The following is a 17,619-nucleotide window of genomic DNA, read 5'->3' on the forward strand; positions in this document are numbered from 1 at the left end:
AATCGTAATGCCTTGAAGGTGAAAGAGCCGCCCTTACGGACGGCTCAAACTGTAATGGGCGCCACGGGCAGCCGAGCAGCTACGAAAGGGCGGCGAGCAGGTCCTCGGCCTGCAGGGCGATGCGCGTCTTGTCCCACTCCGGGATCTCGTAGACGCCCGTCTGCCAGGCAGAAGCGGGCAGCACGAACCCCTCGCCCTCTCCGCCCACGATCGACGCCTCGACGTATTCGAGCAGCTCGACGAGCTGACGGCGCACGTTGGCGTTCGCGGCCTTGCCGCCCGCGCCCGAGATGGCGACGGGCATGTCGGTGAGCGAGACGGCTGCGTCGAAATCGCCTGGCACCTGCGGACGGCTCAGCCAATCGAGCGCGTTCTTCAGCCCGGCGGGATAGCTGAAGTTGTACTCGGGCGAGAAGATCCACACGCCGTCCGCCGACTCGACCTGCTCGCGGACGCGCGTCACGGCGGCCGGTGCCGGGAACTCGATATCCTCGTTCATCAGGGGAAGGTCCGCGTACTCGAGGTATTCGACCTCGGCGCGCTCGCCGACGACCTCGGCCGCGTAGTCGGCGAGCGCGCGGTTGAACGAGCCGCGGCGCAGCGAGCCGACGATGAATACGAGCTTCTTGCTATGGGACATATCCGAACTCCTCGGGTCGGTGATGTATTACTTCGTTGATAGTATTTCTACCCTAATCGGCGCCGCAAAAACACCGCCGAGGACAATGCGCCATTACGTGCGAAGGATACCGCCGGCAGTAAGCGGCATGGGGGCGCGAATCGAACTTGACCCGAGGGGCGGTTCAAGGGATAACCTTGTCAGGAAAACAACGTCAGGGGGAAGCATATGTCGCAGAGAAACGTCCAGAAGCTGGAGAAGCCGGCCGTCAAGCGCACGCTGAGGCGCTTCTGGGAGGTCACCAAGCTCGTGCCGGGAGCGGCGCTGCTCGCCGTCTTCACCTCGATCGCCTACATCGCGCTGCTCATCTTCGTGAACACCTGGGTGATGGGCCTCATCGTGGACCGCGTGCAGGCCTCTCCCGTGCCCGCCGATAAGGTATGGGAGGTCTTCGGCCCCTACATCCTGGCGCTGCTGCTGGTGAACCTCATCGGCCAGATCTGCTCCAAGCTGCAGGACTACGCCGTCTACAAGCTGCAGATCAACGGCAACTACCACCTGGCGCGCCTGTGCTTCGACACGCTCTCCAACCAGTCGATGACCTTCCACACGAGTCGCTTCGGCGGTGCGCTGGTAAGCCAGACGAGCAAGTTCATGAGCGGCTACACCCAGATGGTGGACGTGGTCGTGTACTCGCTGATCCCCACCATCGCGAGCACCGCCTGCACCTTCATCGCGCTCGCGCCCGCCGTGCCGGCATACGCCGCGGCGCTCGCCGTGATGCTCGTGGTGTACGTGATCGTGGCGACGCGCATGTACCAGCGCATCCTGCCGCTGTCCGCCGCCACCGCCAAGGCGCAAAACCGCCTCTCCGGCGTGCTATCGGACGCCGTGACCAACATCCTGGCCGTCAAGACATGCGGGCGCGAGGACTTCGAGAAGGAGCTCTTCGACGAGGCGGACCTCGCGGCCATGCGGGCGGAGGGCCGCTCCATGCGCGCCACCATGCAGCGCGGGTTCACCACGAGCGGCATCATCACCGTGATCATGCTCATCGTGTCCATCTTCGTAGCCGGCGGCAACGCTTGGTTCGGCATCTCGGGCGGCATGCTCGTCATGATGTTCTCCTACACCTACCAGCTCTCCATGCGCTTCAACTACATCAACTCGATGATGCAGCGCATGAACCGCGCCATCGGCGACGCGAGCGAGATGGCCCGCATCCTTGACGAGCCCCGACTCGTGGAAGACGCCCCCGGAGCACCGGAGCTCGCGGTGCGGGAGGGCTCCATCGACTTCGACCACCTCGGCTTCGCCTACGCCGACGCCGCAGAGGGCGACCGGGTCTTCACCGATCTGAACCTGCATATCCCCGCAGGCCAGCGCGTCGGCCTGGTGGGGCGCTCCGGATCCGGCAAGACCACCCTCACCAAGCTGCTGCTGCGCCTGTCCGACGTGCAGGACGGCCACGTGTACGTGGACGGGCAGGACATCTCCGCCTGCACGCAGCAGAGCCTGCGCCGCCAGATCGCCTACGTCCCTCAGGAGGCGCTGCTGTTCCACCGCTCCATCCGCGAGAACATCGCCTACGGCCGCCCCGACGCCTCCGAGCAGGAGGTACGCCGCGCCGCCGAGCTCGCTAACGCACTCGAGTTCATCGACCGCCTGCCAAACGGACTCGACACGCTCGTGGGCGAGCGCGGCGTGAAGCTCTCAGGCGGCCAGCGCCAGCGCGTGGCCATCGCCCGCGCCATCCTCACCGACGCGCCCATCCTGGTACTCGACGAGGCCACGAGCGCGCTGGACTCCGAGAGCGAGGCGCTCGTGCAGGACGCGCTCGAGAACCTCATGCGCGGCCGCACGTCCATCGTGGTGGCGCACCGTCTCTCAACGGTCGCCGCGCTCGACCGCATCGTCGTCCTCGCTGACGGCGAGATCGTCGAGGACGGCACGCACGCCGACCTCGCGGCGGCGGGCGGCGAGTATGCCGCCCTGTGGAACCGCCAGACCGGAGCGTTTTTGGACGGAGAATGAAGCGCGAGGGCGCCCTCGCCCTCGGTTTGCGCCCCATCCGCGCCGCATTGACGCCGAACAAAGCCGATCACCATGCACGCCGTGTGCAATCTTGTCGACTTTTCCCATCAAATATCGAAATCGCTCGGTAGCAGGCCCGTTCCACTCATAAAACCGCAGGTCGCTGAATTGCTATCGTTTCTGTATATATAGCAGATGCGGGATGCGCCTGTGAAAAGTCGTCACGATTGCACACGGCGCCCTGCGGCGGCGCGGCACGATACGCAAAAAGGAAGGCAGCCGCCTCGCCCGCCGGCTCCACGTCGGCATCCGGGGCGGGAGCGTCCTCGGCCTTGGCGCGGGCGCCTCCCAGGCTCACGACCTGCCGGGTTGACGCGCCGTCGTCGGAGGGCTTGGCGTAACTGAACTCGATGGCGTCACCGACGCGGTAGCGTACGATCTCGAGCATGTCGGGCAGGGCAAAGTCATAGATCGCGCCGTCGCCCTCGAGCGTCACGTAGAAATGCGAGTTGCCGTCGATGACGGCCTGCGCGATGCTCGCGATCTTGCCGGAGGCCTTCTCCTCGGCGCCCGCCGCGGCCGCCTCCTCGTCCGACAGCGTTCCATCGGCCGCCAGCATGGCCAGGTAGCTCTCCTGGGTGGATGCGACGGTGCTGCCCGTAGCAACCGCCTGGTAATGCTGCACGTTGATCATCGCGTACATCTTGACGAGACCGGCGTTGTCCTTCAGGGCCATGAAGTAGGTGGGCTGTCCCGACACGTTGAGCAGCAGCGGGTAGGTGGCCTGGTACTTGAGGTTCTGGACCTGGCCCTCTGCCGAGTCCATGGCCGAGTCCTCGGTCGCGCCGGGAACGGAATAGAAGTGGGACTCGCCGGTGCGCTGGTTGACCAGGATGAAGCCGATACTGGAGCTATCGGCCGTCACAGACGTCACGCCGGAGTACAGGTAGATGTCGCCGCCCTGGGCGAGGTAGTTGTAGCCGAGCTGGCCGTCCTTGCCGGGCGTGGTGCGCACGACGCCCACCTGGCCGAGGATCGAGTTGAGCCAGCCCTTGCCGTAGGCGCCGCTCCAGTTGTACTGCTGGATAAGGAGGTCGGACGGGTAGGCGCGGTCGACCCAGGCGGGCACCTCGTCGATAGCGTAGTCGGCGGTCTCGCCCGTGCAGGCGTTCACGAGCACGACGCGGTTGATGGTGGTTCCCTCGAACAGGCCGATGGTGCGCTTCTGGACCGGGAAGACCCACCAGGGCGTGCCCTCCTCATCGAGCTCGAAGGACTTCTGGTCGAACATGTAGGTGGGGTACTTGAGCTGCGCGTAGCGGTCGATGTTGCGCGCCAGCGGCTCGGACTCGCTGTACTTGATGGGCTGCTTCAGGCGGACGACCTCGGCCTCCTGCGTGACCATGTCCACGAGCACGTAGGCGGGGATGCCGTTGCCGCGGTTGGAGAACCACTTGAAGAGGTCGGCGTAGGTGAGCGGGCTCACGCGGACCGGACGGCCCTGGTAGTTGATCTGGCTGTAGGCCGGGCTGATCTCGAACTGGCTGACGTACTCGGGGATCGAGCCCATGGCGCGGTTGCCGAGCAGCACGGCGGAGTCGCGGTCGATGACCGGGACCTCGGAGTAGTCGACCTGCTCGATGTCCTTGGCAAAATCGCCCTCGGTGGTCTTAAGCACCGACGCGAAGCGCTCGGCGTTGCCCGGGACGAAGGGCTGACCCAACAAGATGCCCAAGAAGAACGCGACCACAACCGCCCCGGGAACAATCACCAGGCGGCGGAAGAGCGTACGGTGCTTCGCGCTCCTGATGGCGGCAACCTGCAGTCCGAGGATCGCGACGAACGCGATCATGAGTATCCAGCTCCAAACACGCGGACTCTGCAGGTTGAGCGCGGGATGGAACCACCAGTACCCAACCGCGAGCGCGATGACGAGCAGAATGGCGAGCGCGATGAACGCGCGGCGGCTCCATTGGGCGACGCGCTGGGCAAAACCGCCCGCACCATGGCTCGATCCACCGTTCTTGCCACCGCTCTTACCGGCTGATCCGGCAGGTCGCTCCTCTCCGTCGACGACAGCGTCAACGGGGATGGGGCCATCGTGCCCGGAACCGGCATCGTCACCGAAGTCCGAACCGAAGCCCGCGCTGGAAAACCCGAACATGCTATGCAGCATATCCTGAAAACCGTCGTTATCGAATCCGTTACCTTGGGCCACTGTAGGTCCACTCCTCCACTCGTTGCGTACCCGCGCGCTCCGCACCTGGACAGGTCGAAGCCAAACGTTGCGTAACGTCAACTATACCCAACAAAAACCAAGGCCAAACCGCCCCGCGCTATCAAGCGAGCGAGTACAATGAATGATTCATCCATATCTACGTTGCAAGGGAGCCCCCTCGTGAGAGTCGTTATCTACACCGATGGCGCAGCGCGCGGAAACCCGGGCAGGGGCGGATTCGGCGCCGTCCTTCGCTATCAGGCCCCGTCGGGCAAAGAGCATGTCCTCGAGCTGTCGCGTGGATACGAGCGCACCACGAACAACCGCATGGAGCTTCTCGCCGTCATCGAGGCGCTCGAAGCGCTCAAGCGCCCGTGCGAAGTCGAGCTTCATTCCGATTCGCAGTATGTGGTCAATGCGTTCAACAAGCATTGGGTCGACGGGTGGATCAAACGCGGCTGGCAGACTTCGCAGAAGAAGCCGGTCAAGAACATCGATTTGTGGAAGCGGTTGCTCACGGCGAAGGAGCCCCATCGCGTCACCTTCATGTGGGTGAAGGGGCACGCCGGACACCCGATGAACGAGCGCTGCGACCAGCTCGCCACGACGGCAGCCGACTCGGGGGCGCTCGCCGTGGACCATGGATTCATCGAGGGCGACGCAGACTAGCGCAGAAACAGCAAAGGAGCGACCATGATTCGCATCGCTACCATCGGCACCAGCATGATCGGTGACAGCTTCATCGAAGTGCTCAACGATAACCCCCGCGCCCGCTACATCGGCACGTTCTCGCGAGACGCGGCTCGCGCGGAGGAATTCACACGCGAGCACGGCGGCGAGCGCCCGTTCCGCTCGATCGAGGACATCGCGAGCGCCCAGGACATCGACGCGGTCTATCTGGGCAGTCCCAACGCCATCCATCTCGAGCAGGCTCTCGTCTGCATCGCAGCCGGCAAGCACATCCTGGTGGAGAAGCCGGTCTGCGCCACCGCGCTCGAAGCGCGCAAGCTCTTCGAGACCGCCAACGCAGCAGGCGTCGTTGCGCTCGAGGCCATGCGCCCCCTCCACGACCCGGCCCTCAAGATCATCCGCGATGCGCTACCGCGACTCGGGAAGATCCGCCGGGCGACCTTCCGATTCGGCAAGTATTCATCCCGCTACGACGAGCTCCTATCCGGTCGCCATACCAATATTTTCGACTGCAACCTGGCGACGGGAGCGCTCATGGACATCGGCGTGTACTGCGTCGAGCCGCTCATCGCGCTCTTCGGCGCACCGAACGCCATCCAGTGCGCACCCGTGCTTCTGGACGAATCGACCGAGGCGCTCACCCATGGGCGTCTAGACGGAGCCGGCGTCATCACGGCATCCTACGACCATATGGCGGCCACGCTCCACTACTCGAAGATCACGCAGGATCTTGCTGAAAACCAGATTGAAGGCGAACGGGGCACGTTGACATTCGACGGCATCTCCATGCCGTCCGCTGCACGTATCGACGAACGCGTCTCGGGCTATGACGGCGTCGGCTATTCGAGCACGGCCACCTCGAAGCACGAGCTCGAGCTCCCGTCATGCGCCAATAGCATGGCCTATGAGCTCGAGGACTTCCTTGACGCGATCGCATGCGTGCAAAACGGCAGCTCGCCCTCGGCCGCACCGGCAGGCTGGGTCGGAACGATCGGAGATGCACAGGAGATCTCCCTGCGCTCCCTCCTTCTCATGGATGAAGCCCGACGCCAATCCGGCATCCGCTTCCCCGCCGACCACGACCGCTAGGAAACGCGGGTTTCCCGCAGGCTTCTTACAACCGGTACAACCAGCCGAAGGCCCGAAGCCGCACGCTTCGGGCCTTCGTTCGTTCAATCCAGTCAAGGAGATGTAGAGCAAAAGCTTCCCCGTGCCTGCACCGCGGCCATAATGTGTCTATACTGCTATAGCATATTGATGAACGTAGGAAGGGGCGGCATGGCCGTACAACGACGCAATACCAGACAGCGCGCCATGGTACTCGAAGCCGTGCGCAACCACGACGACCACCCCACCGCCGATGATATCTACCTCGACATTCGTCGCATCGATAGCAAGATCAGCCGCGGAACGGTATACCGCAACCTCAACCTTCTAGAGGAGACGGGCCAGATCAGCACCGTACGCACCGAAGGGGGCTGCCGCTTCGACTGGCGCGTCGACGGACACGCCCACCTGATTTGCAGGCGCTGCGGCTGCGTTGCCGACGTGGCGCTACCCTATCGCCCCGAAATCGATACGGACCTCCAGGAACGCAGCGGTTTTACCGATGTGACCCACGCCACGCTCTTCCGCGGCATCTGCCCCGGCTGCCAGGCACGCGCCCTCCCGACGGAAGGCGCGCAAACCGGCGCATAACCCCGCGTTACTCCTTCACCGGGGTGTAATACGTTTCGAGCACCGTTCGGTACACGCTGTCCGCATCGAGATGGAACTCGGCATGCGCGGCACCCGGAGCCATCTCGCCCTCCAGCGACACCACGTTGAACGATGTCATGCCATGGTCGAGCATCTGGCTAATCAGATACGAGAACTGCTCGAAACCCAAATTGGTCCAGGTGTAATCGAGCGCCTTCTGATAGAGGTTGAGCACCGTAGCCGGATCGCTTGCCGCGCTCTGCAAAACCTGGGTCGAGAACGCCTTGAGATAAGACATCTGACGGGCCTGTCGATCGAGCGAGGAATTGAGCTGCGTCGTATCTCGATATTGCACGTACAGCTCGGCGCTCTTGCCGCGAAGCGTCGTCTCGACGCCCTCGCGGATGCCGGCAGGGGGAACGCTTTGCACCGGCGTCAGCCGAACGCCGCCAACGGCGTCGTTAAGCGGGCCCACGCCCTCGACGTTGAGCGTGAAATAGTAGTCGATGGGCATGCCGTACAGCACGCGCGAAGCGCACTGCGTCACCAGTTCCGAGCTCTGCTCATGCGAGCTGCCATACGAATACTGCAGGCACAGCTGCAGCTGGTGCTGGCCGTTGTAAACACCGTCGATATAGGTGTCGACCGCGACCATGCTGTCGCGCGGGATCACGATGGCGGTCGCCTTACCCGACTTGGTATCGAGCGCGACCACCATCACGGTATCGGACTGCCCCGCCACATCGTATCCAGCCGTAGCGTTCTTCGTGCGGTTATCGAAGCCGATGAACGCGATGGACACCATATCCTCGTTCAAACGATAGGTCGTACCGTTGTATTCAACAGTGGTGCCCTTGTTCTCGACGGCTTTCTGCATGGATTGCTCGAACGAACGGCGACCGCGTGCGATGGAACGATTGATGAAGACCGCCGCCCCGGCCGCACCGACCGAAAGGACGACGAGCACGACGATGATAGCGCGAACGGCGATACGGCGTGCGCGGCGGGAACCGGAGGCAGCTTCAGCCCCCTGGCCCTCGCCATCGAAAGCCGACTCACTCTCATCGGACGAACCATTCAGGGCGGGGATCGCCGGCGACTCTTCCACCTCGGTCGCATCGGGCGCGGCATCTTCACTGCGCGGCCTAAAATGATTGCCCTTCGGCGTTTCCTGTGTCATCTACTTCGTCTCCTGATCCGAGGTGAGCACGGCGCTCACCAGATAGCGCGAGGTGCCGTGAAACTCATTGAGCATGCAGGTGCTCAACTGAACGATCTTGCTCTCGGGGGTGAGTTCGATTCCCTCGCGAACGCATTTCAACATGGAGTCGGGGTTCGCCACGAAATCGAAGTACTCCTGGCGAACCTCGGGCTTGCTGAAGTTAAACGAGTTGAGAATGTGCCGGTCGTCGTACTTGTAGGCGGATACGACGGTATACGTGTAGATGTGGCCCGGACGATAGATGTAGAACGTGGGATTCGCATCGAAGAACGCCTGGTCCTCGAAATAGTGCAGGTTTTTAAACACGCCGTCGATATCGTGGCCGTATATCACCGTGACGGGATCGGAGAAGTCCTGCTTGTTGGCAACTTGGGAGAACGCGGTGCCGACCGGCGAATACGCACCATTTTGATCATGCGTGAGGTAGAAGAAGTCATCGGTCGCGCTCTGCTGCACCGGCGTGTTGATCTGGGCGCCGGGGATATAGAGCCATGCATAGCTTTCGACGTTGCTCTCCCACAGGGCATCGAAGTTGATCGGGTTCTCCGGCAGCTCCGCGGTGGATTCCTGCGTTGCCTCCGCAGGGGTTTCGGGCACCTCGGCGCCCTGCATGCGCTGCTGAGCGCGATAGATCTGCAGCTGCTGCCAAACAAGATAGCCGCTGCCGGCAACCACGCAGACGATCGCGAGGGCGGCAACGATGCGAAGCATGCGTCGATGCGTATCGCGAGATTGCGGTTCGTTCGTCATATCACATCCATCCCTGTCGAAACCCCATGGTAGACGAGAGGGCCCGTCCTAAGACGAGCCCTCTCGAACCTTCATGAAGCTACCATGCGGTATAAACGCTACTTGGAAGCCTTCTTGCGCAGCGACACGAACGCACCGCCGGCGACGGCGGCGGAGACAGCGGTGCCGGCAGCGACGACCATAGTGTTAAGGCCGGTCTGCGGGGACTTGGAACCGGTGTCGGTGTTCACCACGGTATCGGCCTTCTTGGCAACGATGGTGTGGATGGAGAGGGTGTCGGTAGAGAAGGTAACGGTGCCGTCGGAGCTAGCGGTCTTGTTGATGACCTCGTTCTCGGCCTTGCCCTCGTGGTCGACGTACACGGTCACGGCAGCATTCGCATACTCGGAATCAAGGTTGTAGGCAAACTGGAACGGCGGCTCGACCTTACCGCGGGACTCGACCTTGAACGACGCGATCTCGGCATAGCCCTCGGCAACCTCGGCGTTGGCAGCGCGAAGCTCCTCCGTCGGGGTGATGATGAGCTCGCCGGTGCCGTTGCAGGCGGCGGCAGCCTTCACCTCGACGCCGGACGGCGCGGAGAACGTGATGGTCTGGGCCTTGACGTCGCCCACGGGGCTCTCCCAAGCCTGAGCGCTCACGGGAAGCGCGAGAGCGAGGGCAAGAGCACCGAGAACAGTGATGAACTTCTTCATGTTCAATCTCCCTTCATGCTGAATGCGGCGCGTATGCCGCGACGTAGGTAAGAAGTATACTGCACGCACGGACGATAATTCGAAACGAAGGAAATAATCGCATCGTTCTTGCAACAATTTTACAATACGCAGCCCATCGCCGACGAAATGCGCCGCGGCGGGCTGCGAGAACAGCATGCACAGATATATACATGTCGTAGCCGAGGATGGCCGCCGCTCCACCAGACCACATCGGCGGCGGTTCACCGCAGACGGTTTCGCATCGATCGAATCGCAGCCGGCCTACTCCTGCGCGAAGAAAGCAAGTGCGATGGCGCCGGGACCGACATGCGTACCGATCGTAGCGCCCACCGAATGCACGGGAAGCTCGTCGCCGGGATATGCCCCCCACAGGTCGCGATGAGCCTCGATATAATCGCGCAGCAATGCATCGCTCACACCCGAATAGCCCAAGACAAGGGGCATGGAGAAGTCGACGCCCGTGCGCTCGATAGCCTTTCGCAGCAGGTTTCGGCCGTGCTTCTGGCCGCGCGCCTTGCCGACGAGTTCGACGGCGCCGTCCGCAACCGTGATCACCGGCTTGATGGAGAGAATCTCTCCCACCGCGCCGGCGGCAGCGGAGATCCTGCCGCCGCGCCGGAGGAACTCGAGGGTATCGAGCAGGCCGAGTACCACCACGCGGTCGCGCACGGCTTCCAGCGCAGCCACGATCTCGTCGGCGGAAGCGCCCTCGTCAAGCAGTCGAAGCGCATACTCGGTGAGCGCCCGCTCGCCTACCGTGACGCTGTGCGTATCGACGATACGGACCTTGGCATCCACCAGGCCCGCCGCCGTGACAGCGCTTTGATGGGTCCCCGACAGCTTTTCCGACAGGGTGATGACCACGATGTCCTCGCCCGCAGCGATCGCCTCCTCGTACGCCTGCGAGAACGCATAGGGGTTCACCTGCCCCGTGCTGGGCAGGTCGTCGCCCTCGGTGAGCAGCTCGTAGAAGCGGTCGTTGGTGATGGTGACGCCATCGAGGTAGACATCCTGGCCAAAGACGACGGACAGGGGCAGAACCGTGAGCTGCGGATGACCCGAGCTGCTCATATCGCTGGCGGAATCGACGATGATGCGGACTGGCATGGGGGTTCCCTCCTTATGGGGCGGCGCGGCGCGCCTCTGCTTCGTTACGAGAAATGTGCTTGAGCCGATCCAGAACCGTTGCGAGCGACCGGTACATGACCAGACGGTCCTCGGCGGAAAGCTCGTCACCGGCCTGCGCGACCACGCGCGCGATGGTGTTCACGGCCTCGTCCATGGCGCGGACGCCTTGCTCGGTAAGATAGAGGCGGGCCCGGTAGCGGCCCGAGCGCTCATCTTCGACCATGCGGATGAAGCCTCGCTCCTCGAGACCCGCCGTATAGCGGGAAATGGCGGCCCGCGTCACGCTGGCGCGGCGCGCCAGCTCGGCGCTCGTGAGACCCTCGGGTTCGCGATGCAGCTGGTAGAGCAACATGATGTCGGCGCCCTTCAAGCCCAGCTTCGCCGCCTCCGCGGCCTTGATCCGCTGGATCTCCTTTGAAATCGCCCCGATCAATCCGACAAAATCCTCGAAGCGCTCCTGCTCCATCATGACACCTCCCGTGCTGATGCATCGCATACGGCTCGTTAACGCATTAACATCTTACGAATGTTTGTTAAGCCGTCAACAACTACGCAACTTCGACACATCGACTTCCATACCGTCTTCGAGCATAGGGCATGGCGCGTCCGCACCACGTCGTCCGGCGTAAAAAAACACGGCCCCGCAGCGAAAGCGAGGCCGTGGAAAAGCGGCGCGCACCGAGAAGCGGCGCATAGGGGGATGTAGCTGCTAGGCGCCGAAAAACGCCAGGGCGCTCATGGCAGCCAGGAATGCCAGAGCAAACGGCAGGACGGCCTTGAGCAGCTCGGCGTCCTTGCCCGTAACGCGAACAGCGGCCAATCCGATGGCAAGCGTCTGCGGCGAGAGCATCTTGCCCGCGGCCACGCCCAGCGAGTTGAGGGCGACCATCCAGTAGGGATCGGACGAAAGCGCCATCGCGGCCTCGTGCTGAACGGGACCGAAGAGCATGCCGGAGCTCGTGCCCGAGCCCGTCACGAAGGTGCCGACCATGCCGATCCACGGCGCCACCAACGGGAAGAACGCACCGGCAACGCCGATGCAAAACGCCGAGATGGAAGAGATCATGCCCGCGTACCCCATCACCTTGGCGCACCCGAGTACCGACAACATGGTAATGACCGTGGGCATCATCTGCTTGACGGTATCGCGCAGTACCTCGCCCATCACCTTGAGGCTGGCGCCTTGGATGGCGCCGCCCGCGAACGCGGCCAGAAAGATCCATACGCCGGGCGTATTGATCCAGGAGAAGGTAAGGGTCCCCGGGTTGGGACCGCTGAACACCTGCACGCTGGTGGCGAATTGCGCCAGGAAGGCGTTTACCGGCGGCACGAGCTTAGACGTACCCAGCAGCAGCACGAAGATGAGAATGAAGCACGACCAAGCCTTGAGCGCACGGCCAGCATCGAGGTCCTCGGCCTCGGGGGCCTCCATGTGAAAGCGCGCATCGAGCTTACCGGAGCGCTCGGCGCGCATGGCGAGCACCGCCGTAACCGCGAGCGCGCAGATGCTGCCCACCACGACGGAGAGCTCGGGTCCGACGAACGTGGCCACGAGATAGGCGGGCACCACGAAGGCTGCACCCGAGGCGAGCGCGATGGGCGCGACGCCCGCGAAACGCTGGCCCAGGGAAGGTGCGGGCGCATCCTTGAGCGACGGCAGCGAAGAACCGCCCGCCACGTAGACGATGAGCAACGGGGCAACGATGAAGAACGGTGCGAGCTGCAGCATCTGCACCGAGGCGAGCTGCGCGGCATCGAGTCCCACCAGGTTGGCCAAAGACACCGTAGGGATGCCGATGGAGCCGTACGGCGTGGGCACGCCGTTGGCGAGCAGGCACATGAGCACGGCCGGGATGGGCGAGAAACCCAACGCGGCCAACATGCCCGCAGGGATGGCCACGGCCGTTCCGAAGCCGGCCATGCCCTCCATGAAGCCGCCGAAGCACCACGCGATAAGCAGCGCCAGAATGCGGCGATCACTTGAGATAGAGGTGATCATGCCGCTGATCACATCCATGGCACCGGTCTTCACGCAGAGGTTATAGGTGAAGACCGCCGCGATGATCACCAAGACGATGGGCCACAGCGCCATCAGGAAGCCCTCGAGACTCGCCGTGGCAACCTGATCGACCGGCATGCCCCAGCGCGTCGCCGCGAGCGCAGCGGCGATGACGAACGAACCTATAGCCGCCTTCCACGTGGGCCACTTGAACAGCAGCAACATGACGACGAGCCACAGGATGGGAACGAGGGCTAAGAGAAACGAGATGAAATCCATATATATCCCCAACACGTCCGGCGACGCGGCTGCGCGCACGCTCATCGCGCGCTTCGGTCGCGCCGGCACCGTAGTAAAACGTATCAGAGGATACCGCAAGCGCCGCGCGACGCGAGAAGAAACAAAAAGCGTTACCGAACGTGGTTGCAAATTCGATGTCCGAGAGCATGGCTATAATGAATCGAATCGACACGCGGCGCCCGGCTATCGGCGCCCGCGCCCGAACGGCGGCGGCGCGGTTCGCCCGAGCCGCGATTGAGCAGGCAGGAGGCTGATGTGAGCATCACTTTGCTCGATAGGATGCGCAAGCGCCTCGCGCGGCGCGGCGCCATCGCGGTGGGCAGCCCCCAGAGCAGGCGCAGGCCCACGTACCGTCCCGCACCCAACGATTCCGCGGACGCGGCGGCCCAGCGCGAGGCCAAGCGCCCTGAACGCGAGCAGACCTTCATCACCCGCATGGTAAACCAGTGGTGGACCCGCCTGCTCGAAGCGGTATACGAAGGATCGCTCAGCGAGCAGGAAGCGGAGTACGAGTCGCACTGCACCAAACGCGACTACCTATGGAATACCGTGGGCATCGGCGTGTGGGGCATGGTGTTCCCGCTGCTCACCGTAGTGACAACGCAGCTCGTCGGCGCCGAGCAGGCGGGCATGTTCTCCATGGCGTTCGTCACCGGCACGCTGCTCATGATCGCGGCGAGCTACGGCGTCCGCAATTTCCAGGTTTCCGATATCGACGAGGTCGATTCGTTCTCATCCTACCAGGTCAACCGCTGGATAACCGGCGCGCTCGCCCTCGTTGCGGGCATTCTGTACTGCACGTTTCGAGACTACAGCCCCAACATGATGACCATCTCCCTGGGTGTCTACGTTTACAAGATGGTCGATGGCATCGCCGACGTCTACGAGGGCAGGCTCCAGCAGGCCGATAAGCTCTATCTGGCCGGAATCAGCCAGGCGCTGCGCTCGCTCGCGGTCGCCGCAGCCTTCTCCCTCGCGCTCTTCATCACGCGCAGCCTGCCGTTCGCCTCCGTAGCCATGGCGGTTGTTGCCGTGGCGTCGCTGGCGCTGCTCACCATCCCGCTGGCGCTGCTTGAAACCGAAAAGTCGCGCGGGATGCGCCTTGAGGAGGTCACCGGCCTGCTGCGCCGATGCTTCCCACTGTTCGCCGCGCTCTTCCTGTTCAACCTCATCGAGAGCATGCCCAAGTTCGTGATGGAGGGGATGCTCCCCTACGACAACCAGCTCTACTTCAACGCGCTGTACTTCCCCGCCCAGGGCATCCTGCTTGCGATCGGCTTCGTCTACAAACCGCAGCTGCTGCGCTTGGCGAGCATCTGGTCCAATCCGCGTAAACGGCGCCGCTTCGACCTGGTGGTCGCGGCGATGATGGTCGTCGTCCTAGCCGTAACGGTGTTCAGCGGGGTCATGATGGCCTGGATCGGCATACCCGTCATGAGCTTCATGTACGGAGTCGATTTCGAACGCTTCCGCATGCTCGCCTACCTCATGATCGCCGCCGGCGGCATCACCGCGGCCATCGATTTCCTATACGCCATCATCACCGTGCTGCGCCGCCAGGGCGACGTGATGAAGCTCTACCTGATTTCTTTCGCCGCGTCGGTCATAGCGCCCCTCGTGCTCGTCGCCCTGCTGGGGCTGATGGGTGCCGTGATAAGCTACCTGTTGGTCATGGCTCTGCTGCTCGTCTTGCTGATAGTGGAGTACGTGCACATCCGCCGCGCCATCACGCGCGAACGCAACCCCTTTGCCTAGTTCTCGGCCGAGCGGCCGCGCGCCAGGCCGCCGCCCCCGCAACCATGGAGGTCCCGCAATGACAGACGAAACGAACCCCTGGAACGACATTCGAAGCAGCTCGGTGGACGGCCGCCCCCGGACCGAAGCGGGGCACCGGGACCTCCCGCCCGTGCCCGTGCCCGCCGAAACAGCCTCGTCCGCCCCGGCGCCGGATGCAGAGCCGATCGGCGCACCAAAGGAAGCCGCAGCCGCGCCGGACGACGCTACGTCGCCGAACAGCCTGGGAAGCCAGCCCGCGGCCTCGGGCGAGTCGGAGGCCCGCGCCCTCCCGCCGGTCGCCGCGCCCGCACCCGCCGCCGCACAAGCGAGCGCGAACTACAACCTAACCGTCACCTCGGTGATCTTGGGAGCCCTTTCCATCCTGTTCAGCGCCGTGCCCCTTGTCGGGCTCATCCTGGCCATAGCCGCCATCGCCTGCGCCGCACGCTCGACGCGCGGCACCACCCCAACCGGCCTGTCCACAGCGGGCAAGGTGCTCGGCATCGCGGGCGCCATCATCTCGGCCCTCGTCAACCTGCTGCTCATCGTGTCGATCTGGCTGGCCGCCGGCGCCCTCGGCGAAACCTATACAACCCTCGAAACGAATACCGTCGACTCGCATCTGGACAATGGGGGCGATGGCCCGAATGCGGTCGAGCAGGATGAACGCGAGCTCCACGACCTGATCAAGCCCACGTTCGACGCCCTCGAACCCACGGACCCCGAGCTCAAAACACAGGTCAAGCAGTACCTGGCATCGATGGTGCTCGATGATTTCGGCGACGATATCGATTCCTTCGGCGTTGACCCCGAGGCGTATGCCAACTGGATGCTCGTGGACCTCAGCTTTAGGACAAGCGATATGCTCACGCGCGATTCAACGGGCACCTGCTACGTCTATGTGACGCATCGCGACCCCATCGCGTTCGTCATCGCGTGGGCGAAGGCGCTCGACAAAGCCGCCGACGACCCCGCATGCCAGCATCTACCGCAAGAACAGGCGGCCGCCCTCATGCAGGACATCTTCTACACCTGCCTCGCGGAGTGCACCGCCACCACCGAGACCCGCGTATCCTTCGAATTCGAGTCCACCGACGGCGTCTGGTCACTCGATGAAGGATCATGGGACGAAGCCTATCCGAAGATCTTCTTTCCCGAGGAATAACCAGAAGATTTAGCAAGACGGCTCCGGAGTGGTCGGACCACCTGGGGCCGTCTTCGTTTGAAAACCCTCTGCGACGCACGGTTGCCAGCAAACGAGAAATCCCGGCGAAACTACGCGCCCTCGCCTACGGGGACGTACCATGTCGCGCGGTCCTCGAGTCGCATGATCCCCACGCGCCCGGTGGGCGAACCCGTTGCCGCAGCGCAATCGATGCAGATGCGATCGGCCTCGCCGCCAGTGTCGCGACACGCCCCCACCTCGACCACGCAGCCCTGCAGGTCCTCGGTCACACCGGTGCCCGACATCAAGCGCCCATAGCGCCCAAGATACAAGGAGGGCGTATGACCGGAAACAACCACGGGGCCGCGTCCGTCGCGGCCGATCAGGCCCGTAGCTTCGCTCCAGAAGTCGCCGCGGATCCACAGCAGGTCATCTGACACCTGCTGGGAGAGCATGGAGGCGAGCTGCGCGACCGAGGCGTCGCGCGCGCCGCCCGCGGCATCCACGGGCACGCCCGCTGCGCGCAGGTTGGCACGGGCGATGGCGGCGTCGATGCCCGCATGCACGAGCAGGTGCGCGCGCGTGGCCGCGGCGAGCTCGGGATCTCCGGGATGGGAGCGGCGCACGCGTTCGTCGGCCACCTCGACCACGTCGAACAGCGGCAGCCCCGACAACCACTCGATAAGCTCGCCAGCCTCCTCGCCCGAGAGCGCATCGAGCTCGCGCGACGTAGTTGATCCGCCGTTCATCTGCCAGAGCAGCAGCTCGCGATCGTCATCGGCTGCCAGGACATCAAGGAGCATGCGCTCGTGGTTGCCCATGAGCACGCGAGCGTTGGGGAGCGACCGAACGAGCTTCACCACGCCGATGGGATCGGGTCCTCGATCGACCATATCGCCCATCACGTAGAGCACGTCGTCAGATCCCAGCCCCACCAGCTCGAGGGCGGCATCGAGGGCACGCAGGTACCCGTGCACATCAGATGTAACGTAGGTCGCCATGGGGTCCCCTCTCGGCATCAACCTTCAACCTTAAAGTGATAGTTTACTCTTTCTTTAACGAGGCGGCGCCCATTTCATCCCGGCGGGCGCTGCACAGGGCGCCAATTATCGGTCGAGAATGGAACCCCCACGCATCGTGAACTGCCGGAACGTGGTCATGAAGACGGTGCACCCCGGCCCTCTTCGCAAAAGGTAACGTTTCGGTTACAGCCGTCATACTCTTCTATAGTAAAGTGCATCCCTTACGCGAGCGCACCTCCGCGGACGCCGTACCAGGCACCGCGACAGACGGCGCGTCTTCAC

Annotated in this window: 15 protein-coding genes; 6 read left to right on the forward strand and 9 right to left on the reverse strand. The window is 63.5% G+C overall.

Going from position 1 to position 17,619, the window contains the following annotated elements:
• Positions 1–79: 79 nt before the first annotated feature.
• Positions 80–640, reverse strand: a complete 561-nt coding sequence (locus E4J93_RS06335; protein ID WP_147588631.1) for an NADPH-dependent FMN reductase — start codon at positions 638–640, stop codon at positions 80–82.
• 207 nt (positions 641–847) lie between these two features.
• Between E4J93_RS06335 and E4J93_RS06340 the strand changes: the two genes are divergently transcribed.
• Positions 848–2,653, forward strand: coding sequence for an ABC transporter ATP-binding protein (locus tag E4J93_RS06340; RefSeq protein ID WP_147588632.1), 1,806 nt, complete (start codon positions 848–850; stop codon positions 2,651–2,653).
• A gap of 145 nt (positions 2,654–2,798) precedes the next feature.
• Here E4J93_RS06340 and E4J93_RS06345 read toward each other — a convergent pair whose 3' ends face one another.
• Positions 2,799–4,871, reverse strand: coding sequence for a Tat pathway signal sequence (locus E4J93_RS06345; RefSeq protein WP_255431947.1), 2,073 nt, complete (start codon positions 4,869–4,871; stop codon positions 2,799–2,801).
• Positions 4,872–5,051: 180 nt separating this feature from the next.
• Here E4J93_RS06345 and rnhA point away from each other — a divergent pair, with 180 nt between their 5' ends.
• The 3 genes from rnhA to E4J93_RS06360 all read left to right on the forward strand — a co-directional run bounded on the left by rnhA (position 5,052) and on the right by E4J93_RS06360 (position 7,259).
• Positions 5,052–5,540, forward strand: a complete 489-nt coding sequence (gene rnhA, locus E4J93_RS06350) for a ribonuclease HI (protein WP_147588633.1) — start codon at positions 5,052–5,054, stop codon at positions 5,538–5,540.
• A 24-nt stretch (positions 5,541–5,564) separates the two neighbouring features.
• On the forward strand, positions 5,565–6,650 hold the full coding sequence (locus tag E4J93_RS06355; protein ID WP_147588634.1) for a Gfo/Idh/MocA family protein: 1,086 nt from the start codon (positions 5,565–5,567) through the stop codon (positions 6,648–6,650).
• 189 nt (positions 6,651–6,839) lie between these two features.
• On the forward strand, positions 6,840–7,259 hold the full coding sequence (locus tag E4J93_RS06360) for a transcriptional repressor (protein ID WP_147588635.1): 420 nt from the start codon (positions 6,840–6,842) through the stop codon (positions 7,257–7,259).
• A 7-nt stretch (positions 7,260–7,266) separates the two neighbouring features.
• On the opposite strand, the gene E4J93_RS06365 is transcribed toward E4J93_RS06360, so the two are convergent.
• The 6 genes from E4J93_RS06365 to E4J93_RS06390 all read right to left on the reverse strand — a co-directional run bounded on the left by E4J93_RS06365 (position 7,267) and on the right by E4J93_RS06390 (position 13,353).
• Positions 7,267–8,439 carry an LCP family protein gene (locus tag E4J93_RS06365; protein ID WP_147588636.1) on the reverse strand — a complete coding sequence of 391 codons (1,173 nt, stop codon included), beginning with the start codon at positions 8,437–8,439 and terminating at the stop codon, positions 7,267–7,269.
• Positions 8,440–9,231, reverse strand: a complete 792-nt coding sequence (locus tag E4J93_RS06370; protein WP_147588637.1) for a class B sortase — start codon at positions 9,229–9,231, stop codon at positions 8,440–8,442.
• Positions 9,232–9,329: 98 nt separating this feature from the next.
• The gene (locus E4J93_RS06375; protein WP_147588638.1) at positions 9,330–9,926 is read right to left on the reverse strand and encodes a hypothetical protein; all 597 of its coding nucleotides are present in this window, start codon (positions 9,924–9,926) and stop codon (positions 9,330–9,332) included.
• A 282-nt stretch (positions 9,927–10,208) separates the two neighbouring features.
• Positions 10,209–11,054 (reverse strand): DegV family protein, encoded by an 846-nt coding sequence (locus tag E4J93_RS06380; protein WP_147588639.1) that lies wholly within the window; start codon positions 11,052–11,054, stop codon positions 10,209–10,211.
• A gap of 13 nt (positions 11,055–11,067) precedes the next feature.
• A complete protein-coding gene (locus E4J93_RS06385; protein ID WP_147588640.1) occupies positions 11,068–11,571 on the reverse strand; it encodes a MarR family winged helix-turn-helix transcriptional regulator in 504 nt (167 codons plus the stop codon).
• 213 nt (positions 11,572–11,784) lie between these two features.
• The gene (locus tag E4J93_RS06390) at positions 11,785–13,353 is read right to left on the reverse strand and encodes an L-lactate permease (RefSeq protein WP_147588695.1); all 1,569 of its coding nucleotides are present in this window, start codon (positions 13,351–13,353) and stop codon (positions 11,785–11,787) included.
• 300 nt (positions 13,354–13,653) lie between these two features.
• Between E4J93_RS06390 and E4J93_RS06395 the strand changes: the two genes are divergently transcribed.
• The gene (locus E4J93_RS06395) at positions 13,654–15,129 is read left to right on the forward strand and encodes a lipopolysaccharide biosynthesis protein (protein ID WP_370511759.1); all 1,476 of its coding nucleotides are present in this window, start codon (positions 13,654–13,656) and stop codon (positions 15,127–15,129) included.
• Positions 15,130–15,187: 58 nt separating this feature from the next.
• Positions 15,188–16,315 carry a hypothetical protein gene (locus E4J93_RS06400; RefSeq protein WP_147588642.1) on the forward strand — a complete coding sequence of 376 codons (1,128 nt, stop codon included), beginning with the start codon at positions 15,188–15,190 and terminating at the stop codon, positions 16,313–16,315.
• A 110-nt stretch (positions 16,316–16,425) separates the two neighbouring features.
• Here the strand turns inward: E4J93_RS06400 and E4J93_RS06405 are convergent, their stop codons facing one another.
• Entirely contained in the window at positions 16,426–17,316 is an 891-nt protein-coding gene (locus E4J93_RS06405; protein ID WP_147588643.1) for a metallophosphoesterase, read from the reverse strand.
• Positions 17,317–17,619 lie beyond the last annotated feature (303 nt).

The sequence above is a fragment of the Collinsella sp. BA40 genome (assembly GCF_008014645.1).
Lineage (GTDB): Bacteria > Actinomycetota > Coriobacteriia > Coriobacteriales > Coriobacteriaceae > Collinsella.